The following is a 20,824-nucleotide window of genomic DNA, read 5'->3' as shown; positions in this document are numbered from 1 at the left end:
CGTTGGGCTTCCCTTTCCATGTCTGTGAGGAGCTAGTTGTGCTGCGTCTGCAGGGCGAGATGATCCGTGGAGGTACCAGCAAGTGCTGGATCTTCGACCACCGCGACGTGGTCGCCACGGGCGTGGAGGTCGATGCCCTGCTGCTCGCCGCCTTCAACGCCGCCGACCCCCGTCAGATCGACGGCGTGGGCGGCGCCTCCTCCACCACCTCCAAGGCCGCCGTCGTACAGGCGTCGACCCAGGCCGGTGTGGATGTCGAGTACGCCTTCGCGCAGGTCGGAATCGGCGATGAGCGCGTGGAGTGGGCCAGCAACTGCGGCAACTGCGCCACCGCCGTGGCCCTGTACGCCGTCCACCACAAGCTCGTGCCGATCACCTCGGACACCACCACCGTCCACATGCTCAACGTCAACACCGGGGCCCGCCTCACCGGCACGATCCCCACGCCTGCGGGCGAGGCCCCGGAAGAGGGCACGGCCGTGGTGCCGGGCACGTCGGCGCAGGGCGTGCCGGTCCTGCTCGGGTTTCAGGACCCGGCGGGCTCGACGACCGGCCGCGCACTGCCGACCGGCCGGGCACTGGACGAACTGACCGGCCCGGACGGCCCCGTCGAGGCGTCCCTCGTCGACGCCGGCGCCCCGGCCGCGCTCTTCGAGGCCAAGGCGTTCGGCCTCGACGGCACGGAATCCCTCACCGCGTTCGCCACCGCGGTGCCCTCCCTGACACTGCTGCGCCGCCAGGCAGCGCTGGCCATGGGCCTGGCCCGCGAGGGCGATCCGGTCAGCCACGCGGTACCGAAAGTGGGCATCGTCGCCCGGCCCGCCCCCTATCGCACCACACAGGGCACACTCGTCAACCAGGACGAGTACGACCTGGCCGTTCGCATGGTCTCCATGCACGCCCCACACCCGGCGATCGGCCTGACCTCCGCCGTGGCCCTGGCCGCGGCCGCCGCCACCCCCGGCACCCTCGCCCACCGCGTCGCCCGGCAGACCGCCGACGGCACGCTGCGTCTGGGCACCCCCGCCGGCGTGATCACCACGCAGGCCGTCCCCGCACCGGACGGCGCGTCCCCCACGGTGCTCCTGCACCGCGCCGCCCGGCGTATCGCCCGCGCCGAACTCCTCGTTCCCGTCCTGGAAGGACGCCCCGCATGAGCCGCAACGAAGCTGCCCCGGGCACCGTCACCGCACCACCGGGCCGCATCCGGCGGATGCTGTCCCACCTCTACATCCAGTGCCTGATCGCCGTCCTCCTCGGCGCCGCCGTGGGCGGGCTGTGGCCGTCCGTCGGCGCTGACCTGAAGCCGCTCGGCGACGGCTTCATCGCGCTGGTGAAGATGTTCATCGCGCCGATCATCTTCTGCACGGTCGTCCACGGCATCGCCTCCATGGGCAACGCCCGCGCGGTCGGCCGCGTGAGCCTGAAGGCTCTGGTCTACTTCGAGGTGCTGACCACCGTGGCCATGGTGATCGGCCTGGTCGTCGTCAACGTCGTCAAGCCGGGCAGCGGTCTGCACGTCGACCTCTCGACCCTGTCCGCCAAGGGCCTGCCGCCGGAGGCGACCACGGCCCACGAGGGCTTCGCCCAGTTCGCCCTCGCCATCATCCCGGCCACCCTGATCAGCGCCCTGACCGGCAACGAGATCCTGCCGGTGCTGCTGGTGTCCGTGCTCTTCGGCTTCGGCCTGCACGCCAGCGGAGAGGCCGGCCTGAGCATCGCCCGGGGCGTCGAGAAGTTCTCCACGGTCCTGTTCACGCTCATCCGCTGGATCATGCGGCTCGCCCCCATCGGCGCGTTCGGGTCCATGGCCTTCACCATCGGCAACTACGGCCTGGGCACCCTGCGTCATCTCGCCCTGCTGGTCGGCTCGTTCTGGCTGACCGCCCTCTTCTTCGTCCTGGTCGTCCTCGGGACCGTGATGCGCCTGAACGGACTGCGGCTGCTGCCCTTCCTGCGCTACATCAAGGAAGAACTGCTGATCGTCCTGGGCACCTCGTCCACCGAGCCCGTCCTGCCGCGCATGATGGCCAAGCTCCAGCACGCGGGCGCCTCGAAACCGGTCGTCGGCATCACGCTGCCCGCCGGGTACTCCTTCAACCTCGACGGCACCGCCATCTACCTGACCATGGGCTCGGTCTTCCTCGCCCAGGCCCTCGGCGTCCACCTCAGCCTCACCCAGCAGCTGGCCATGTTGGCCGTCATGCTGCTCACCTCCAAGGGCGCCGCTGGCGTCACCGGCTCCGGCTTCATCGCCCTGGCCGCCACTCTCAGCGCCGTCCCGCACGTCCCGGCCGCCGCCCTCGCGCTGGTCTTCGGCGTCGACCGGTTCATGTCCGAAGCCCGCGCCCTGACCAGCCTGGTCGGCAACGGCGTCGCCACGCTGGCTGTCGCCCGGTGGGAGGGCGAGCTGGACGAGGACCGCGCCAAGGCCGTCCTGCGCGGAGAGATCCCCTACGCCCCTGCCCCCGCCCATTCTGCGGTGCCGGCCGAGCCCGGTCCGAAGCAGACGCCCGCACCCGAGGCGCTGCCCGAACCAACCCGCGACCCTGTCCCCGTCGCACGCTGATACTGCGTGGGCGGGTCGGCCCGGAGCAGACGCTCCGGGCCGACCCGCCCACGTCTCAACAGGACGACGACACCTGCGACTCGCGGACGTGGGGCCAAGGCACCCCAAGAGATATTTGCGATCGCAGTGAAGAGAAGCCGGGCGAGTCGATTTGCCCCTCACCCGGCTTCGTTTGGATCACGCCACGGAGAGGCAGGTCAGCGCACTCGTCCCCGAGGTTTCAGCGTGACAGACGGCAGTTCTGGCGCAGCCAGGGGATCTCCGTCGTATCCCTTCACTTCCCCAAATCTCGACCCGGTCATCCAGTCCTCCCCGGCCTGGGTGATGTCGTCCTGCGATCTGCCGATGAAGTTCCACCACATACCACGGAAACTGCGGTTCTCCCCAGGTCAGAGGTACCGGACACCCTCGGCAGTCAGCAAAAGGTCAGCATCGGACGCCGAGGAGTCAGCACACATGGCGGCACGCGCGCTCGCCCGCGGGATGGGCACCTTCTTCAAAGATTGCGAGCACCCTGAGTCTCGATGGTCCAAGTGCCCGCACCTGTACAAGATCCGTCCACGGACATCCACGGGCTCGAAGTCCGTCGCAACGCAACCGGAGCAGTTGCTGTGCGACTGCTGGGGTGGGAGGACGTGCCGCCGATGTCACTGGTCCGTTTCACCGTCCCGACGGCGACCGCGGCCCCTCCAGAGACTCGCAACAGCGGACGCCGAGCCCCCGGCCGACGACGTCCGGGCCGGACTGCTCGCCTCCTCACCCATATGAGCAGTCGCCAGAATGCGCGGTCATGGGTGGTGTTCCAGACCGGAACGCGTGATCGCCGTTCGCGACGTTGTTCCGAACGCAACGCGCCCTAGCCGACGTTGCTTGATGAGCCTCTGCACCGTTGTGGCACTGTTCCACCAGTAGCAGCGGCGGACACAGAGTCCAACGCCGGGGCAATTGTGGCGAAGGCCCGGTCGGTCAGTTCGGCGGGGTCCTCAGCGCCGTCGCTACCGCTCCACCGTTGCAGCACGGCGTCGAAGGCGGTGAGCGCCATCCCGGCGGCTAGCTGCGGGTACAGATCGGTGACGGGGTCGAACCCCAGGCGCTGCGCCAACTCTGCTGCCAGGTCGTCGCGCCACTGGTCCTGGCGTTCCAGAAAGCGTGCGCGCAGGGCGGGGGTGCGCAGAATCAGCTGAACCACGCGCAATGCCCTGTCGGAATGGTCGGCGCAGGCGGCCATGGAGACCCAGACGGTGTGCTGCAGGGACGCGGAAGGCTGCTCCTCGATGGGGCGAGACGCCAGCGCTGCGCGCATGCCGATGCCCATGTCGGCCAGGAACTGGACGACCACGTCCTCCTTGGAGGCGAAGTACCGGAAGAACGTTCGCTTGGACACGCCGGCGGTGGCCGCGATCTCGTCGATGGTGACCGCGTCGAACCCCTTCAGCGCTAGTAGCTGCAGCGCCGCTTCGCTCAGCTCGTTGGAGACGAGCTGGCGTTTGCGCTGGGCCATGGTGACTTCAGGGCGGGGGCTCACCGGGCAATCCTACCCCCATGCCATCCATGGCACTCGGTGGCCCCTTGACACTAAGTGTCACGCACGGCAACGTGTGCCGCATGAGGAAGAACCAGCGCTGGACCGCCGATCGGATCCCGGACCAGGCCAAGCGGGTGTTTGTCGTCACCGGAGCCAACAGCGGGCTCGGCCTGGCGACCACCCGGGCACTCGCCCGCAAAGGCGGGCACGTGATCCTCGCGGTACGCGACGAGGCAAAAGGCCACCGGGCCGCCGCAGAGATCACCGCCGAGCAGCCTGGCGCCGACCTTGAGGTGCGCCGCCTCGACCTGGCCGATCTCGATTCGGTCCGAGCGTTCGCCGATCAGACGCGCGCCGATCATCCGCGGCTGGACGTGCTCGTCAACAACGCCGGCGTGATGGCGCCGCCCCGCTCACTGAGCGCCCAGGGCCACGAGTTGCAGTTCGCCTGCAACCACCTTGGCCACTTCGCGCTCACTGGTCTACTGCTCGACCTGCTGACCAACGGCACCGACCCCCGCGTGGTCACGGTGAGTTCGACCAACCACCGGCAGGGGCACCTCTACTTCGACGACCTTTCCGGCGAGCGCAAGTACTCACCCATGGGGTTCTACAACCAGTCGAAGTTCGCCAACGCCGTCTTCGGACGGGAACTCCACCGGAGGCTGACCGCGGCCGACAGCTCGGTGCGCAGCGTGCTCGCCCACCCCGGCTACACCTCCACCAATCTCCAAACAAGCGCGCCGGTCGGCATGGTGAAGATGCTGTTCGGCCACATCCTCGCCCCGCTCGCCCAGCCCCCGGAGCAGGGTGCACTGCCCCAGCTGTACGCGGCCACCGCCCCGGACGTGAAGGGCGGTGAGTTCATCGGGCCGGACGGCTTCGCCGAGCTGCGCGGCGGCCCGACGCAGGTGCAGTTGTCCACCGCGGCAGCCGATCCCCAGACCGGCCGCCGTTTGTGGGAACTGTCGGAACAACTCACCGACGTGCGGTTCCTGTTTCCGGCCGCTTTCTGACGAACAGGTCGCGCGGACGGGTGTGAGGGTCATGGCCGGCGGTGCGGGCGTTCGGCCCAGCGGGTGGGTTGTCCACGCCTGCCGGATCAGGCTCCGCACGGTGATGATCGTGTCGGCGAGATCGAAGAAGGTGTCGATGATGGTGACGCGGCGTTCGTAGCAGTGGACGAGGCGATGGAAGGCGTACTGCCAGGCGTGGGTGCGCTCCACGTGCCACCTCTGGCTTGCCTGGATGGGCGCCTTATCGCCTTGTGCGCCATCCGGCCCTGCAGGCCACGCTCGTTGAGCGGGGCGCGAGTCTTGTCGGAGTCGTAGCCGGCGTCCAGGTGGACGGTGATGTCATCGGGCAACGGTCCGAGGTCGTCCAGGCGGTCCAGGGTCGGCGCGAGCAGCGCGGGGAGTCGCGTCGGTTGGCCCAGGCCAGGACGCGGCCAGCGGAATGACATAACCGTCCGTCATGCCCGAGCGTTTCAGACCCCGTTTACCGCGGTCGACCGGGGAACGCCCGGCCACCTCGCCGCCTCCGGGGGCCTTGGTGATCGAGCCGTCGACGGCGATCTGGTCCAGGACCAGGACGACGATCCGGTCGTAGGACTCCAGCGCGATCTGCTTGAGCCGCGCGAAGACGCCGAGGACGATCCACTCGTCGCGGCGGTTGCGGATCGTGGTGGCCGAGCAGGTCGTGTCGGCGATCGCCGGGTAGGAGCAGCCGAAGCGCAGGAGCTGCAGCATCTTGTCGACGACGATTCGGTCGCTGATGCGTCGGCGGTGGCAGCCAAGTGGATGGTCCGGGTGGTACTCCGGCCGCTCGGGCAGCAGGGCCGCGAATTGGCCCCAGAGCGGTTCGGCCAGCCATGAGGGCAGCGCAGGCACAGGTCTCCCCGGTGATCACAGAGCGTCGCAACGCCAAGATCGCCAGGACCTGTGCCTGTCTTGCTGCCGGGTACCACCACCGCGCCTATCCGCGCGGCCTCTAAGGCAACGAGGCCCGTCGCTCGGCCACGACCTGACCACCCGCCACCAGCATTGCGCCGCGCCAAGGTTGCGGTGCCCTCCTGGACCATCGGCGTCGGCGTGGTGTCGGTCACCGCGCAGAAGTTCTGGACGACGCAAACAGGTCGGCGGTCGTCACGAGACAGACATCATGTCGGTCAGGAGGACCTCCGACACCGGTGCACCGAGGCCACCGCGAAGGACCGCGTCCGTGCCGCCGATGAACGACGCGAACTGGACGCGACGGTCGAGGCACAGGATGTACTCGAGCGAGGCGAGGGAAGGACACCGGACCACAGGGGTGAAATGCGGCGGACAGGCCAATGCCCACGCCAGTGGGATGGCTGACGCAGATCCCCAGTCGTCATGCGAGATATATAGCGTGCGACGGCCCACTGGAGCCGATCTGGATGGCTGCCCCCGACGAGTCACGCCGATATGCCGGGGCACACGGGAGTCAGCGGCCCCGTGTGGAGACATCGGGCCCCCTGGAGGATCCGCCTCACTGCACAGCGCCAGTGCCTGGCAACGGTGGCGGCCGTCCCGCCCGCGGGCGGCATCCTGCGCGGGTTGACCCATCCCTGACTACCTGAGCTGGGTGTCAGACCCGACGAAATAGGGACGAGGAACGCCTCGTTCCTGGGCGTGTGGCGACATCCGGGAGGGGTACACGAAATTCACTACTCTGGAGGCCAACATGATCATCTTGGGGATCATCCTGCTCGTCATCGGGCTTGTCACGGGGATCGGCATCCTATGGACGATCGGAGTCGTCCTACTGGTCATCGGCTGCGTCCTCTGGCTTCTCGGCGCGGTTGGTCATGCCGTGGGCGGCCGTCGGCACTATTGGTGACATCACGCCATTCCATCCTCGGCAATGTCGCGCCCCGTTCCTGACCTCAGGTCGAAGGGGAGTACTGGCGGGGTGTGGAGCGCGAGGCGAGTTCGGTTACGCATTGCCCCGCAAGTGCAGCCCGTGCTCGGGGTGTGCGGCACCAGGCGCAGACACACGCACTCGTTTTTCCGCGCTCCATAGAGGAAGGCAGCCGATGACTCCCCCGGCACCAGCACGGGCTCGGGCACCGACGCTTGAGTCCGTTCCCCAGGCCCGGTGGCTGAGGCCGCATGGCGTGTACGCACCGCTGTACGACACCGGGATACTCACCTGGGCGCTGCATCGGGAGCCCGCTCACGGGCCGCCGTGCTGACCACTCGCCTCAACGCGCCTCAGGCCCAGGAGCACGGCACCGTACGGCACGGGGACCTGACGATCGCGATGTACGGGAACGTACGACCTCGTCATCAACGTGGCACCTCCTTCGGACGGTTCTCCGCTCTCGTGCGTCCTGGCTCCGCCGTTGGGCGCTCTCGGGCGAGGAGGACAGGGAAGGACCGGTGGTCATCCATGCCGCACGCATCTGAGCGACCGCGCCGGGTCACCGTCGATCCGGACGGACCTCTACTGATGGAGGGCCCAGTCGAAGTGGTCGCCGACGACGGCACAGTGTCCGTCTCCCGCCGCTTCACCGTGGCGATCTGCACCTGCCGCCGCAGCCGCACCTACCCGTGGTGCGACACGAGCCACCGGGCTCGCCCGAAGCCTCGGATCACGGCGGCAGACGCCCCTGCTTCGACAGAGGCATCAGCCGCCGTCACACGTCCGGCCGGGCCGCAGGACCGAGGGAGCGAGCCCGACTGTGGATCCTGAGACCTGCGAGACCAGCCCCCGCGGACACGTTCTTCCCACTCCGCGCGGCGACATCTCGCGGCACGTGGTCGACGCCCTTCGCGGGGCGGCTTCCGTATCGAGCCCGCGCGCACCCTTGACCAGCGTCGACCCGTACGGGGACGACCTCCAGCTCTCCCTGTACGTCCTCTACGAGATGCACTACCAGGGATTCGCCGGGGTGCGTGACGAGCTCGAATGGGACGTCGGCCTCCTGGCCCTGCGCGCGCGTCTCGAGGAGCGCTTCCTGGCCGCGCTGCGGGCGGACGTACCCCCGCGGGTCGACGCGGACGCCGCGCTCGCGCCACTGCTGCTGGAGCCCGTCGGCCACGACGCGTCGAGCGTGAGCCACTTCCTGCAGAGGGACGGCACGCTGGAACAGCTCCGTGAGTACGCTGCCCTGCGATCGCTCTACCACCTCAAGGAAGCCGATCCGCATGCCTGGGTCATCCCGCGTCTGCGGGGACGTGCCAAGGCGGGCATGGTGGCCATCGAGTTCGACGAGTTCGGAGCTGGGCGGGCCGAGGACATCCACGCCCAGCTCTTCGCCGACCTCATGACCGATCTCGGACTGGACAACCGCTACGGCCGCTACGTGGATCTCGCGCCCCCAGTGGCGCTGGCCACCGTCAATGTCATGTCGCTGTTCGGCCTGCACCGCAGCTTGCGCGGAGCGCTGGTGGGCCATTTCGCCGCCGTCGAGGTGACGTCCTCCCCCGGCTCGCGCCGATTGGCCACGGCCCTGCGCCGCGCCGGTGCCGGACCGGCCGCGGCGCGCTTCTACGACGAGCACGTGGAAGCCGACGCCGTCCACGAGCAAGTGGTGCGCCACGAGGTCGTCGACGGGCTCCTGTCGGACGAACCAGAACTCGCCCCCTCCGTCTCCCTCGGTGTGCAGGCCACCGTCTTCCTCGAAGAACTCCTCGGCAGACACCTCTTGAATGCTTGGTACGACGGCCGTAGCGCGCTGCGCGCACCACTGGAACCGCACCGGCGAGGTTGACGAGATGTCAGACAACGGCATAAGAACCTGACGGCCGGGCACCCGGGTTGGCGGGAGGTGGGCTCATGGCTCGTTCGGTCGCGGGCTCTACGCCCCTGCGTGTCACCGCCGAACTGGTGGTCTGGTGGGTGGTGTTGACGGTTCTCTGACTCGTGCTGATCTCCAGTGTCGACTTGCTGGAGTGGGTGGTCGGATCGTGCGCCGCCCTGGTCGCCGCTTTCGCCGCCCGCGCGGCGCGCGTCGCCGCGACGGGGCGGGGCTGATCCGCGTGACGTCGCGCGTCGTCCTGCTGCCGCTGCTGCTGCTCCGCCGTGCTCCGGGCCGGACGCGGTGAACGGCTGGCTCGTAGCGGCCGCCACGCTGCTGGTACTCGGCGTGGGACCGGCCCTCTGGGGCGCGGCCACCGGTCCGGTCCGGCGTCGAGTCGTCGCGCAGAACCTCGCGACGCTCCTCGTGTGCCTGGTGATGCTGCTGCTGGCCCAGGGCTACGCCCGCCCCGCGTACATCGACCTCGGCCTGGTCCTTTCGGTCCTGGGACCGGCCGGGACGCTCGTCTACGCTCGGCTGCTCGCCGACGAGTTGGCGGCCGTCCCGCCCACGGCCCGTGTCGCACGCGCGATGACGACGCTCTCAGTAGCGGCGCCGCCGCTCGTCCTACCGCTCTGTGTGGTGACGGGTCCAGGCCGCTCCCTCGCAAAGCTGCTGGTGATCGGTGCACTGCTGATGGCGGGCAACACCGTCTCGGGTCGGGCGATGGCGGGCGGGGCGCACCTGCAACGGGAGACACACGATGGCTGACCTGCTGATCGTCCTGGCGCTGACGCTTGTGGTGGCCGCCGCTACCGCCGCCGTCTTCACCCGCAACCCGGCCCGTCAGGCCCTCGTACTGGCTCTGCTCGGGCTCGCGCTCGCCGTCGTGTTCACCGTTCTGCAGTCTCCGGACGTGGCCCTCTCCCAGCTCGCGGTCGGGTCCGCCCTGACGCCGCTGATGCTTCTGCTCGCGGTCCGCAAGGTGCGCGGCCGTGGCAGGCACGACGGACGGGCGAGGGAGCCGCGGTGAGCAAGAAGGCGCGGCTGTGGCTACTCGCGGTCGGGGGCATCGGCGTGGCTGTCCTCCTCGCCTTTGCTGTCTTCGACCTTCCCGGCTTCGGCGGCACCTCGCATCCGTACGGCGACCGCGCGGTCCGCAGCGCCCTCGCCCGGCACACCGCGAACGCCATCTCCTCAGTCAACTTCGACCAGCGCGCCTTCGACACCCTCGGCGAGGAGTCCATCCTGTTCGCCGCCGTCCTCGGCACCGTCGTCCTGCTCCGCGAGACCCGCGACGAGCACAGCGAACCGCCCGAGCCGGTCCACGTCGACCCTCCCGTACGCCGCTACGCGCTGATCACACTGCCGGTCACCCTGCTCATCGGCCTCTACGTCATCGCGCACGGCCAGCTCAGCCCAGGCGGCGGCTTCCAGGGCGGCGTCATCGCGGCGACCGCGCTGCACCTCCTCTACATCGCCGTCGACTACAAGGCCCTGGAGCACATCAGACCTGCCGCCGCCTACGCGGTCGCGGACGCTGCAGGCGAGGCCGCCTACGTCCTGCTGGGGACGGCCGGACTCCTCGCCGGCTCGGCGTTCCTCGCCAACTTCCTGCCGTACGGAACGCTCAACACCCTTTCCTCCGGCGGCACCGTCCCGCTCCTCAACGCCGCGATCGGGGTGGAGGTGGCCGGCGCGATCGTCGTCCTGCTCGCCCGCTTCCTCGATCAGGCCCTGGAGATCGAGGGCGGCGGAGCGGGCGGGCCGCGGCGACACGACGAGGAGGGGAGGCGGTGATGAGCGTGCTGCCGTATCTCGCTGCCGGATGGATCTTCCTCGCCGGCTGCTACGGACTGGCCACGAGCCGCAATCTGATCCACGCGGTCGGTTGCCTGTCCGTGTGCCAGAGTTCGACGTACGTGCTGCTGCTCGCCGTGGGGTACCGCCGGGGCGGCACCGCTCCCGTTTTCTCAGACATCGCCCCCGGCTCCCGCCCCGTGGTGGACCCGGTCGTCCAGGCGCTCGCCCTCACCGATGTCGTCGTGGGCGCCACGGTCACCGCGCTGCTGCTCGCGCTCGTCATCCAGACCGCGAAGCGGCACGGGACCGTCGATCCGGACGAACTGAGGGAGCTGCGAGGGTGACAGCCGCGCCGCTCCTGCCTCTGGTCGTGGCCACCCCTCTGTTGGGCGCGGCGCTGCTGGTCGCGGCGGGCCGGCGGTTGCCCAGGTTCGCCGCCGAGGTGATGGGTTTTGTCTTCTGCGCGGGCGCGGCCGCGTGGGCTGTCGCTCTCCTGGTGCGTTTGCCGTCGGCGGACTCGCGTGCCGTCGAGTGGATGGGCGGATGGCGTCCCCGTGACGGAGTGAGCGTCGGGATCGTGCTCGTGGGCGACCGGGTCGGCGTCGGGCTCGCCGCTCTCACCTCCGTCCTCGTGCTCGCCGCGCTCGCCTATTCCTGGCGGTACTTCGACGAACCACCGCACCGGCACGCGGGCGCGTTCCCCGCCCTCATCCTGCTGTTCCAGGCCGGCATGTGCGGCTTCGCCCTTACCGGCGATCTCTTCAACGCGTTCGTCTTCTTCGAACTCATGGGTGTGGTCGCCTACGCCCTTACCGGCTACCGGGTCGAGGAAGCCCGGGCGGTCCAGGGGGCGTTGACCTTCGGCATCGTCAATTCGCTGGGCGGCTACACCACTCTGCTCGGCGTCGGCCTGCTGTACGCACGCACCGGCGAGCTCGGCCTCGCGCAGATCGGCGGCCGACTCGACACGCACCCGCACGACGGGCGCCCGGACGCCCTGGTTCTGGCCGCCTTCGTCCTGGTGCTCACCGGGCTCCTCGTCAAAGCGGCGGCCGTACCCTTCCACTTCTGGCTCCCCGACGCCCATGCCGTCGCCCCGACGCCCGTGTGCATCCTGCTGTCCGGAGTGATGGTCGAGCTCGGCGTCTACGGCGCGGCACGCGTGTACTGGACCGTGTTCGCCGGTCCCGGCGGCATCCCGGGATCCGCCGTGCACCGCGCCCTGCTGGCCATCGGCGTACTCACCGCCCTCGTAGGTGCCGTGATGTGCTGGGCAGCAGCGCCACCTGAAGCGGCTGCTCGCCTTCTCCAGCGTCTCGCACACGGGCCTGTTCCTCATCGGCGTCTCGGTCCTCAGCCCGCAGGGCCTCGGCGGCACCATCCTCTACGTCCTCGCCCACGCGGGAGTGAAGGCCGCCCTCTTCGCCTGCGCGGGCATCCTCCTGGACCGTTTCAGCAGTGTCGACGAACACGAACTGTATGGACGGGGACACCAACTCCCCCTGATCGGCGTGCTGTTCGCGGCAGGTGGCCTCGCGCTCGCCGGGCTGCCGCCCTTCGGCACGGGCCTGGGCAAGGCAGTGTCCGAGGAAGCCGCGGGGTGGTGGCCGACCGTCGCCTTCGTGGCCGCCTCGGCGCTCACGGGAGGCGCGGTCCTGCGTGCGTCTGCACGTATCTTCCGTGGCTGGGGCCCCCGCCCCTCGACTGACCCGGAGACCACGCCCGGCACGGACGAGGAACCGGAGACACGTGGCCCGCTGAGGCGCATCCCGGACACGATGCTCGCCGTACCTGTGGCGCTCATGGCGGGCGCTCTGGCCGTAGGGGTGGTCCCGTGGCTGTGGCCGGCGGTCGGCAGGGCAGCCGACGTGTTCACCGACCATGCCGGTTACACGGCAGCCGTGCTGGGCACGACGGAAGCGGCCCCTCCTCCAGTCACACCCGCACCCCACTGGACGGGCATCGGCGTCACCCTCGGCCTTGTCTCCGCGGCCCTCGCCGTCGCCCTCGCCTGGACGGCGACGCGCCGGCCCGCGACCGACGAACCGTCCCGCTGGGCAGCGCCCCTCCACCGCCTCCAGTCGGGCCACCTGGGCGACTACGTCGCGTTCACCTTGGCAGGCATGGCCCTGCTGACCGTGCTCCTCTGGTGAAGGTGGGCCCTCTCGCACCGCCCGGTCCGCGGAAAGGAAGAAGTCGGCATGGGAAAGACAGCAGTCGTCGTCATCGACATGATCAACACGTACGACCACGACGACGCGCACCTTCTGCTCCCCGCCGCACAGGCTGCGGTACCCGCCATCGTGAACCTGCTGGAGGGCGCGCGCCGGCACGACGTCCCCGTGATCTACGCCAACGACAACTTCGGGCAGTGGAGATCGCACCACGGCGAGATCCTCGAGACGGCTCTCGCTGGACCGCACGCCGATCTGGTGCGCCCTCTCAGCCCTGACCAGGAGTCCCTCTTCGTCGTCAAAGCACGCCACTCGATCTTCTTCGAGACCCCGCTCAGCTACCTGCTGAGACAGCAGGGGATAGGGCATGTCGTGCTGTGCGGCCAGGTCACCGAGCAGTGTGTCCTCTACTCGGCGCTCGATGCCCACATCCGCCATCTGGACGTGACCGTGCCACGCGACGCGGTCGCCCACATCCATGAAGACCTCGCGGATGCAGCGCTGCGGATGATGGAGCGCAACATGGCGGCGAACATCCCGAGCACTGCCGATATCCACTTCTGACATCACGGCGCGATTCGGCCGCTGGCGGCCTGCGTGGCGGGCCGGCGTGCACCGAACGGACCATCACTCCAGCGCGTGCAGCACCTTGTCCAGCGTGATCGGTAGGTCCCGTACACGAACACCGCACGCGTGCCACACGGCATTGGACACCGCTGCGGCCGTGCCGACAATGCCGATCTCCCCGATGCCCTTCGATCCCATGGCGTTGACGTGCGGGTCGTGCTCGGGGAGCCATTGCGCCTCGATCTCGTCGACATCCGCGTTAGCTGTGATGTGGTAGTCGGCGAAGTCGTGATTCACGACATGACCGGTGCGGGGGTCGAGCACACTGATCTCGTGCAGTGCCATGGACAGGCCCATCGTCATGCCACCGATGAACTGCGAACGGGCCGTGCGCGGGTTGATGATCCGGCCCGCGGCGAACACGCCGAGCAGGCGCGGCACCCGCACCTCCCCCGTGTCCGTATGGACGTGTGCCTCGGCGAACTGCGCGCCGAAGGCGTGCATCGCGTAGCGGTCGTCGGGCGGCTGCACCACGCCGGACGCCTCGGCCCCGTCCGGCGGCTCGGTACGGTACCTGGAGCGGAAGGCGCGAGCGGCCTCGACAACAGCCGAACCCCACGTCGTCATGCCCGACGAACCCCCGGCCACCGACGCCATCGGGTAGTCGGTGTCTCCGATCCGCACATCTACGCGCGAGACTGGTACGCCGAGCGCGTCTGCCGCGATCTGCGCCAGTGTGGTCCACGTGCCGGTGCCGAGGTCGGCTGCGCCGATCTCGGTGACGTAGCGGTCGCCTTCCCGTCGGATCGTCGCCGTCGAGTCGGGCATCCTGCTCACCGGGTAGGTGGACGCCGCGACGCCCGTACCGACCAGCCAGGCACCCCGGCGGCGTACGCCCGGGCGCGGGTCGCGCTCCGACCAGCCGAACCGTGCGGAGCCCTCGCGCAGGCACCCGACCAGGTTCCGGCTGGAGAAGGGCTTGCCCGAGCCGGGTTCGACGTCGGGCTCGTTGCGGATCCGGAGCTCGACCGGGTCCATGCCCAGGCGTTCGGCCAGCTCATCCATCGCCACCTCGGGTCCGAACATGCCGGGGCACTCGCCGGGGGCGCGCATCCAGGAGGGCGGCGGGACGTCGAGGGCGGCAAGCCGGTGTGTGGTCCGCCGGTTCGGCGAGGCGTACATCATCCGGGCGGGAACGCCCGTCTGCTCGGCGAACTCCTTGACCTTTGATGTCTGTTCGACGACGTTGATCTCGAGGGCGGTGAGAGTGCCGTCGTGGTCGGCACCGAGGCGGCATCGCTGAATCGTCGGGGTGCGGTAGCCGGCGAGGGCGAACATCTGCTGGCGGGTCAGAGCCAGACGCATGGGCCGGCCAGGGACCGCGCGTGCGGCCAGCGCGGCGAGCACCACGTTGACGTGGGGCTGCCCTTTGGAGCCGAAGCCGCCTCCCACGTACGGGCAGACGACCCTGACCTGTGCCTCGTCGAGGCCGAACACGGCGGCCAGGGTGGCCCGGGTCGGGTGGACGCCCTGTGTAGAGTCCCACAGGGTGAGGGAGCCGTCCCCCGCCGGATCCCAGAGTGCCGCCGTGGCATGCGGCTCCATCGGATTGTTGTGATACATCGCGGTGGAGTACGTCTGCTCGACGGTCACCTCCGCGGCCGCCATGGCGGCGTCGACGTCGCCCTCGGTGGTGTCGGTCGGAAAGTCCGGGTTGACCCGCTCGGGCGCGTACAGATCATCACGGTCGGCCCGCAGTTCGCAGTCGTGCGCAGCCTGCGCGTAGGTCACACGGATCAGAGCGGCGGCGTGCCGCGCCACCTCCGAACTGTCGGCGACGACCGCTGCGATGACCTGTCCACGGAAGGCGATCTTCCGGTCCTGCAGCGTCGCAAGTTCCCTGTCCTCGGTGGAGGCCAATCGCTCCGCAGTGGCGGGGGTGAGCACCGCGACCACTCCGTCGAGAGCTTCGGCTGCGGTGGTGTCCAGCTGAGAGACCGTCCCCCGGGCGATCGTGGCCTGGACGGGACAGACGTAGGCGGCGTTTTCCAGCGGGGTCTCGTAGGCGTACACAGCCGTGCCCAGGACCTTGGCGGGCCCGTCCCGGCGGGGCAGGCCGCGGCCGATGGCATCCAGTTCGTTCAAGAAGGTCATCGGGCGTCCTCTCGGGCCAGGTCACGCAGGGTGGCGGTGAGGGTGCGGCGCAGCAGGGGGATCTTGAACGCGTTGCCGCCGTCCAGCCCCTCGGCCGGGCGCGCGTCGGCGAGTTCGACGTCTGCGGCGGCGCGGTAGCTCCGCACGGACGCCGGGGACCCCCGCAGCGCCTCCTCGGCCCGGTGCGCCCGCCATGGCGCATGCGCCACGCCACCGAACGCGATACGCGCGTCCACGATCACGCCGTCTTCGACTTCGAGGGCCGCAGCAACGCTGACCAGAGCGAACGCGTACGAGGCACGGTCGCGCACCTTGCGGTATGCCGATCGGCGGGCGATGGGCCGCGCAGGCAGGTCGATCGCGGTGATCAGCTCGCCGTGCTCAAGGACCGTGTCGCGCTCAGGGCTGTCGGCGGGCAGCCGGTGCAGGTCGGCGAAGGGGATCGTGCGCTCACCGTCGGGACCGAGCACCCGCACCACCGCGTCGAGCGCGGCCAACGCCACGGACATGTCGGACGGGTGCACCGCGATGCAGTGCTCGGACGCGCCGAGGATCGCGTGGTTGCGTGTCCAGCCCCCGACGGCCGAGCAGCCCGAGCCTGGCTCCCTCTTGTTGCAGGGCGTCGTGATGTCCTGGAAGTAGACGCAGCGCGTTCGTTGGAGCGGGTTTCCGCCCGTGGTGGCCATGTTGCGCAGTTGCCCCGACGCACCCGACAACAGCGCATCGGACAGCATGGGGAACCACTCGCGCACCCGCGGGTCCGCGGCGAGTTCGCTGTTCTTGGCACCCGCGCCGATCCTGAGGGCGCCGGCACCGAGCTCCTCGATATCGGCCGACAGCAGATCGGTGACGCCGACGACCAGGTCGGGTTCGACGACGCCCAGCTTGAGGTGGTCCACCAGGTTCGTACCGCCGCCGAGGAACACCGCGGTCGGGTCCCCGGCAACAGTGCGCACCGCGGCTGCCGCGTCGGTGGGGCTCAGGTAGTCGAACGGTTTCACCGTGCCACCTCCGCACCGGACGCCGGCCCGGTGGACGCTGCCGCGGCCTGCAGAACGGCTGGCACGATGTTGGCGTAGGCCGCGCAGCGGCACAGGTTGCCGCTCATCCGTTCAGCAACTTCGGCGCAGTCGAGTCGCGGCGCCCCCGTACCGGGGGTGGCGGCGCTCGGCCAGCCCCGCGCGAACTCGTCCAGCATGCCGACTGCGGAGACGACCTGCCCCGGGGTGCAGTATCCGCACTGGAGCGCGTCGCAGTCGATGAAGGCCTGCTGCACAGGATGCAGGTCGCCGTCCTCGCGCTCTCCGCCGGCGGTTGCCACCTCAGCGGCCAGCCCTTCGGCGGTGACGACCTTGGCGCCGTCCTGGGTGACAGCAAGGATCAGGCAGCTCAGCACTCGCCGCCCGCCGGAGAGCACCGTGCACGCGCCGCACTGCCCGTGGTCGCACCCCTTCTTGGGGCTCGTCAGGCCCAGCCGTTCGCGTAAGGCGTCCAGGAGCGTCGTGCGGGTGTCGATGGTGAGCCGACGTGGTGCCCCGTCGACGTGCACGGTGATTTCTGTATTCACCGCCCGAGAGTTCCCTGCCGTACCTCCGCTCACACAGCGCCTGGCACCGACTCACGCAGGTGGCGGCAGGGCTGGGCTGGGCCGGCGCGCGAGGCGGGGATCACGTTTGCTTCGAAGCGGTCCGACGACCTCCACCTGGGCCGGACGCAGCAGGAGGTCACCGACCCGGTACCCGACGCTGAAGATCCGCGCGCAGGTCAACCGGTCTGCGTACGAGGAGACATGATGCGCCACGGCGTCGTGGAACGTGGGGTCGAACGCGTCGCCCTGCTCACCGAACGACTCAAGGCCCAGCGCGCCGAGCTGGGTGCGCAGGGCGTCGGTGATGTCCTTCAGACCCGGCGTGACCGGCTCCCGCTCCCCCGTACGGTCCACGGCATCCAGCACGGGAAGCAGCGCCCGAAGAACGTTGGCGACCGCGATCTCCCGCACGGCCATGCGATCCCGCCGCACCTGCTTGCGGTAGTTGTCGTACTCCGCCTTCACGCGCTGAAGTTCGGCCGTGCGCTCCTCAAGAAGGCGCCGCAGCGCGGGATCATGTTTGTGGCGGAGCAAGCAGCGCTCGTACGCCTTGACTGGTGAGGATCAGGCCATCGTGGTGGCCAGGGTCTATGAGGAGTGCCAGGTCTTCGTCGGCGGGCCAGTTGGCTGCCAGCAGTCCGAGGTGTACCTGGCGACCTACGCAAATTTCGGGGAACGCCTGGCCCATTCGCTCCGCTGACGTGAAGACAGGAACAGCACGCAGGTGAGGTGGGTCGCCGATCACGGGGAGGATCAGTCGGCCGTCTTCCGGGTACTTGTGATCGTCGATCTCGTCAGGTTCAGGAACGAGAATGTCGCAGGCGGCCAGCGTGTCCAGGGCGGTCTGGTCGGCTGGTGCTTGATGGAGGTCGCGTAGGGCTTCCTGGGCGGCGGCCGCGAACAGTTCCTTGGGAATGCTGTCGGCGCACATCGATTTGTCCCATCGTGGCTCCGGCTGGACCGCTCGGCGTGGGATCGCTGGGGTCTGCCGTCGGCTATCCGGTACCCGGGAGGGATCCGGGTATGCGGCATCTCAGTACGGCGGTGACGGCGGCCGGTACGGGCCGTCACGGTCCCCTGGCAGTCGCCCATTGGAAGCACAGTTGCCCGTCTCAATTGACTCTGCCAGGGCCAGCGGCATCGAACCTGCCGACGTCACTGGAGGTTGCCAGCTGCCGTAGGGGTGCGACCGAGGGACGCGGGGCGCGAGGTTGCGAGCAGATTCGGATCGGTACGCGCGGTCTGGGGTGCGACACGGGCGCGGAGGGGCACCCAGGCGGTAAAAGTACCGGCCCGCGGTCGTGGCCGCGCCGCCGCGCGCGGATAGACCCGTACGCGGCGTCTTCGAGGTCTCAGCCGCCGAGCAGGGCATCTATCCCTGACACGGCCCGGCCATAGGTCTGCGTCGGCCACTCCTGGGAGGTGAGCACGCTGGACAGGAGCCACCGCGTTGCGGGACGTGGGCCGCTCGACGCGGCGAGGCGTCCCGTCGCCCGCACCGCAGCCGTCCTGACCGATCGCGCGGAGCGGGCGGTCGGCGGGCGCGCGCGGCTCCGGGTGGTTCTGCTGCTCTCCTTCGTGATCGCCCTGGACGGCGCCGACAAGGCGACCGTCGCCGTGAACGCCGACAGTTTGGAACACGCCTTCAGCATCGGACCCACCCAGATCGGTCTGCTGATCTCCGCCACGGCCCTGGCAAGCGCCGTCGCTACGCTGCCCACAGGCGTGCTCACCGACCGGGTCACCCGGACGCGGCTGCTCAGCATCAGCGTGATCCTCTGGGGCGTGGCGATGGTCGCCGCGGCGACCGCCACGACGTACGGGTTCATGCTCGCCGCCCGTGTCGTCCTCGGGATCGTCACCGCCACGGCCGGACCGACCGTCGCTTCCCTGGTGGGCGACTTCTTCCCCGGGCCGGAACGGGCCCACCTGTACGGCTACATCCTCGCGGGGGAACTGTTCGGAACAGGGCTCGGCTACGTGGTGTCGGCAAATCTGTCCCAGTTCCTCTCCTGGCGTGCCTCCTTCGCCTGGCTGGTCCTCCCCGGCATGCTCCTGGCCTGGCTGCTGAACCGGCTGCCAGAACCGGCCCGTGGCGGTAGCGACCAATTGCCTTCGGTCCGGAGGGAGACTTCTGTATCCCGCGTGGAGACCCGTGAGAAAGAGGATTCCGAGGATCCCTCCCCGGAGGCCGAGCACCCCATGGCGCGGCAGGTGGTGGACATCGCCGAGAGCGACCCTCTGCCCGACCGCGTGTTGCGCGAGGATCCGCGGCACATGCCGGCCTGGCGGGCCTACCGTTATGTGCTGGGCACCCGCACCGTCGTCCTGATGATCACCGCGTCCGCACTTGGCTACTTCTTCTTCACGGGTGTCCGGTCCTTCGGACTGCTCTACGCCACCCACCGCTACGGGATGAGCAAGTCAACCGCCAGCGCACTCGTCCTCGTGGTGGGCGTCGGCATCCTGGCAGGACTCATGGCGGGGGCCCGCCTGCCGGACATTGCACTGCGCCACGGCCATGCCCACGGTCGAGTCCTCGTTCCCGCGGTGGCGCTGCTGGTCGTTGGGCCCGTCATCGCACCCGGATTCCTGGCGTCCTCCCCGCTGATCGCCCTTCCCTTCCTGACCGTAGGAAGCGGGTTGCTGGCGGCTCCAAATCCCCCGCTCGATGCCGCCCGCCTCGATGTCGTGCCGCCAGGTCTGTGGGGCAGGTCGGAGGCGGCGCGCACCCTCGTACGCGTCGGCGCCGAGGCGAGCGCACCCCTGCTGTTCGGCTTCTTCGCCTCCCAGGTGTTCAGCGGACACGGGCCGAACGGGGGTCTCGAAGCAACGTTCCTGGTGTGTCTGGCGCCTCTGACGGTCGCGGGGCTGCTGCTGCTGGTGGCACTGCGCACCTACCCCCGGGACGTCGCGACGGCTCTCGCTTCGATGCACGAGTCTGGTAGCGCCCACGACTGAGTGGCCGCTTCTGACCGTTCCCACGCGGCTTCCATGAACGCTGGGGGAGAACGGTGCGGGAGGTGAGCCATCCCGCACGGCAGACCACCGCGCCACGGGCCGAACGAACATGGCCACTGTCGTATCCATGCACGCGACCGCCCATCCAGACACGTTTGTCACCTGGCGTCCGGGTACTCAATCCTTTGGCCCGCTGGTGTCGCGGATCCTGGGTTTTGGTCCTGAAGTGGAGGAGACCGGGTTCAGAAGGGCTACCCGGCAGAGCGTGCACGCACGAACGCTCTGCACCCACCTATTCGATGTGCGCACACGCGCGACCACACATGTCAGAAAGGCAGAAGGCCATGCCGGCAGGATCCAGTTCCAAGCGGGAACGACAGTACGAGCACATCAAGGAAGGCGCTCAGAAGCGCGGCGCTTCGGCCTCACGGGCCAAAGAGATCGCCGCACGCACCGTCAACAAGGAGCGAGCGCGCTCGGGCGAGTCCAAGACCGCCAGCAAGACCTCCACCCAAGACAAGAAGTCCGCCTCCCAGCGGGGTGGCGAACGCTCACACAGCGGCTCACAGGGCCCCACCAAGGACCAGCTCTACGAAGAGGCCAAGAAGCGCCACATCGACGGACGCTCCTCGATGAACAAGCAGGAGCTGCGCAAGGCCCTCGGCCGCTAAAGGGAACCACCCAGTCAGGTACGACCAGCGGGTGACGACGCCCGGCC

19 protein-coding genes and 3 pseudogenes are annotated in these 20,824 nt (G+C 69.3%); 14 read left to right on the top strand and 8 right to left on the bottom strand.

Annotated features, from left to right (window positions below; all coding sequences use genetic code 11):
- The first annotated feature begins 38 nt into the window (after nt 1-38).
- Together EOT10_RS33785 and dctA are read left to right on the top strand one after the other, a co-directional pair.
- Nucleotides 39-1,157 (top strand): PrpF domain-containing protein, encoded by a 1,119-nt coding sequence (locus EOT10_RS33785; RefSeq protein WP_127832186.1) that lies wholly within the window; start codon nt 39-41, stop codon nt 1,155-1,157.
- The gene (gene dctA, locus EOT10_RS33780; protein ID WP_127832185.1) at nt 1,154-2,569 is read left to right on the top strand and encodes a C4-dicarboxylate transporter DctA; all 1,416 of its coding nucleotides are present in this window, start codon (nt 1,154-1,156) and stop codon (nt 2,567-2,569) included. The genes EOT10_RS33785 and dctA overlap by 4 nt, the downstream gene beginning before the upstream one ends.
- A gap of 197 nt (nt 2,570-2,766) precedes the next feature.
- Here the strand turns inward: dctA and EOT10_RS42265 are convergent.
- Nucleotides 2,767-2,931 (bottom strand): annotated as a pseudogene (locus EOT10_RS42265) (pirin family protein); the annotation flags it as partial.
- Between the two features lie 494 nt (nt 2,932-3,425).
- On the bottom strand, nt 3,426-4,070 hold the full coding sequence (locus tag EOT10_RS33765; RefSeq protein ID WP_127832183.1) for a TetR family transcriptional regulator: 645 nt from the start codon (nt 4,068-4,070) through the stop codon (nt 3,426-3,428).
- 104 nt (nt 4,071-4,174) lie between these two features.
- Here EOT10_RS33765 and EOT10_RS33760 point away from each other — a divergent pair, with 104 nt between their 5' ends.
- A complete protein-coding gene (locus tag EOT10_RS33760; protein WP_127832268.1) occupies nt 4,175-5,110 on the top strand; it encodes an oxidoreductase in 936 nt (311 codons plus the stop codon).
- A gap of 29 nt (nt 5,111-5,139) precedes the next feature.
- Here EOT10_RS33760 and EOT10_RS33755 read toward each other — a convergent pair.
- Nucleotides 5,140-5,983 (bottom strand): annotated as a pseudogene (locus EOT10_RS33755) (IS5 family transposase).
- An 817-nt stretch (nt 5,984-6,800) separates the two neighbouring features.
- On the opposite strand from EOT10_RS33755, the gene EOT10_RS41475 reads away from it, so the two are divergent.
- From EOT10_RS41475 to EOT10_RS33710, 9 genes and pseudogenes are all read left to right on the top strand, one after another.
- Nucleotides 6,801-6,956, top strand: coding sequence for a DUF6131 family protein (locus tag EOT10_RS41475; protein ID WP_189492390.1), 156 nt, complete (start codon nt 6,801-6,803; stop codon nt 6,954-6,956).
- A 423-nt stretch (nt 6,957-7,379) separates the two neighbouring features.
- Nucleotides 7,380-7,811, top strand: coding sequence for a CDGSH iron-sulfur domain-containing protein (locus tag EOT10_RS33750; protein ID WP_431313353.1), 432 nt, complete (start codon nt 7,380-7,382; stop codon nt 7,809-7,811).
- Between the two features lie 175 nt (nt 7,812-7,986).
- A complete protein-coding gene (locus EOT10_RS33745; RefSeq protein ID WP_127832267.1) occupies nt 7,987-8,832 on the top strand; it encodes an iron-containing redox enzyme family protein in 846 nt (281 codons plus the stop codon).
- A gap of 330 nt (nt 8,833-9,162) precedes the next feature.
- Nucleotides 9,163-9,630, top strand: coding sequence for an MrpF/PhaF family protein (locus EOT10_RS33735; RefSeq protein WP_127832181.1), 468 nt, complete (start codon nt 9,163-9,165; stop codon nt 9,628-9,630).
- Nucleotides 9,623-9,892, top strand: coding sequence for a Na(+)/H(+) antiporter subunit B (locus EOT10_RS33730; protein WP_127832180.1), 270 nt, complete (start codon nt 9,623-9,625; stop codon nt 9,890-9,892). Before EOT10_RS33735 ends, EOT10_RS33730 begins: the two co-directional genes overlap by 8 nt.
- Entirely contained in the window at nt 9,889-10,659 is a 771-nt protein-coding gene (locus EOT10_RS33725; RefSeq protein ID WP_127832179.1) for an MnhB domain-containing protein, read from the top strand. The genes EOT10_RS33730 and EOT10_RS33725 overlap by 4 nt, the downstream gene beginning before the upstream one ends.
- Nucleotides 10,659-11,006: a sodium:proton antiporter gene (locus EOT10_RS33720; protein WP_127832178.1), complete on the top strand. Its 348-nt coding sequence runs from the start codon at nt 10,659-10,661 to the stop codon at nt 11,004-11,006. Before EOT10_RS33725 ends, EOT10_RS33720 begins: the two co-directional genes overlap by 1 nt.
- Nucleotides 11,003-12,815: pseudogene (locus EOT10_RS33715) on the top strand (complex I subunit 5 family protein). Before EOT10_RS33720 ends, EOT10_RS33715 begins: the two are co-directional and overlap by 4 nt.
- A gap of 48 nt (nt 12,816-12,863) precedes the next feature.
- A complete protein-coding gene (locus EOT10_RS33710; protein WP_127832177.1) occupies nt 12,864-13,400 on the top strand; it encodes a cysteine hydrolase family protein in 537 nt (178 codons plus the stop codon).
- Between the two features lie 63 nt (nt 13,401-13,463).
- Here the strand turns inward: EOT10_RS33710 and EOT10_RS33705 are convergent, their stop codons facing one another.
- From EOT10_RS33705 to EOT10_RS33685, 5 genes are read right to left on the bottom strand one after another with little or no spacing between them, the layout of a single operon-like run.
- A complete protein-coding gene (locus tag EOT10_RS33705) occupies nt 13,464-15,557 on the bottom strand; it encodes a xanthine dehydrogenase family protein molybdopterin-binding subunit (RefSeq protein ID WP_127832176.1) in 2,094 nt (697 codons plus the stop codon).
- Entirely contained in the window at nt 15,554-16,558 is a 1,005-nt protein-coding gene (locus EOT10_RS33700) for an FAD binding domain-containing protein (RefSeq protein ID WP_127832175.1), read from the bottom strand. The genes EOT10_RS33705 and EOT10_RS33700 overlap by 4 nt, the downstream gene beginning before the upstream one ends.
- Nucleotides 16,555-17,124, bottom strand: a complete 570-nt coding sequence (locus EOT10_RS33695) for a (2Fe-2S)-binding protein (RefSeq protein ID WP_127832174.1) — start codon at nt 17,122-17,124, stop codon at nt 16,555-16,557. Before EOT10_RS33695 ends, EOT10_RS33700 begins: the two co-directional genes overlap by 4 nt.
- Before the next feature lie 51 nt (nt 17,125-17,175).
- On the bottom strand, nt 17,176-17,679 hold the full coding sequence (gene grpE / locus EOT10_RS33690; protein WP_127832173.1) for a nucleotide exchange factor GrpE: 504 nt from the start codon (nt 17,677-17,679) through the stop codon (nt 17,176-17,178).
- Entirely contained in the window at nt 17,660-18,076 is a 417-nt protein-coding gene (locus EOT10_RS33685) for an SseB family protein (protein ID WP_127832172.1), read from the bottom strand. Before EOT10_RS33685 ends, grpE begins: the two co-directional genes overlap by 20 nt.
- A 491-nt stretch (nt 18,077-18,567) precedes the next feature.
- On the opposite strand from EOT10_RS33685, the gene EOT10_RS33680 reads away from it, so the two are divergent.
- Entirely contained in the window at nt 18,568-20,106 is a 1,539-nt protein-coding gene (locus EOT10_RS33680) for an MFS transporter (protein ID WP_127832171.1), read from the top strand.
- A gap of 344 nt (nt 20,107-20,450) precedes the next feature.
- Nucleotides 20,451-20,777: a plasmid stabilization protein gene (locus EOT10_RS33675; RefSeq protein ID WP_127832170.1), complete on the top strand. Its 327-nt coding sequence runs from the start codon at nt 20,451-20,453 to the stop codon at nt 20,775-20,777.
- The last annotated feature ends 47 nt before the right edge of the window (nt 20,778-20,824 follow it).

This window comes from Streptomyces antnestii (genome assembly GCF_004005495.1).
Lineage (GTDB): Bacteria > Actinomycetota > Actinomycetes > Streptomycetales > Streptomycetaceae > Streptomyces > Streptomyces antnestii.
This window is presented reverse-complemented; position numbering and strand designations above follow the sequence as displayed.

Excerpts from the sequence above, each read along its gene's own strand:
- EOT10_RS33720 (WP_127832178.1), top strand. The coding sequence starts at position 10,659 with ATGAGCGTGCTGCCGTATCTCGCTGCCGGATGGATCTTCCTCGCCGGC.
- EOT10_RS33750 (WP_431313353.1), top strand. The coding sequence starts at position 7,380 with ATGTACGGGAACGTACGACCTCGTCATCAACGTGGCACCTCCTTCGGA.
- EOT10_RS33760 (WP_127832268.1), top strand. The coding sequence starts at position 4,175 with ATGAGGAAGAACCAGCGCTGGACCGCCGATCGGATCCCGGACCAGGCC.
- EOT10_RS33745 (WP_127832267.1), top strand. The coding sequence starts at position 7,987 with ATGCACTACCAGGGATTCGCCGGGGTGCGTGACGAGCTCGAATGGGAC.
- EOT10_RS33765 (WP_127832183.1), bottom strand. The coding sequence starts at position 4,070 with ATGGCCCAGCGCAAACGCCAGCTCGTCTCCAACGAGCTGAGCGAAGCG.
- EOT10_RS33730 (WP_127832180.1), top strand. The coding sequence starts at position 9,623 with ATGGCTGACCTGCTGATCGTCCTGGCGCTGACGCTTGTGGTGGCCGCC.
- EOT10_RS33710 (WP_127832177.1), top strand. The coding sequence starts at position 12,864 with ATGGGAAAGACAGCAGTCGTCGTCATCGACATGATCAACACGTACGAC.
- EOT10_RS33675 (WP_127832170.1), top strand. The coding sequence starts at position 20,451 with ATGCCGGCAGGATCCAGTTCCAAGCGGGAACGACAGTACGAGCACATC.
- EOT10_RS33705 (WP_127832176.1), bottom strand. The coding sequence starts at position 15,557 with ATGACCTTCTTGAACGAACTGGATGCCATCGGCCGCGGCCTGCCCCGC.
- dctA (WP_127832185.1), top strand. The coding sequence starts at position 1,154 with ATGAGCCGCAACGAAGCTGCCCCGGGCACCGTCACCGCACCACCGGGC.
- EOT10_RS33685 (WP_127832172.1), bottom strand. The coding sequence starts at position 18,076 with ATGTGCGCCGACAGCATTCCCAAGGAACTGTTCGCGGCCGCCGCCCAG.
- EOT10_RS41475 (WP_189492390.1), top strand. The coding sequence starts at position 6,801 with ATGATCATCTTGGGGATCATCCTGCTCGTCATCGGGCTTGTCACGGGG.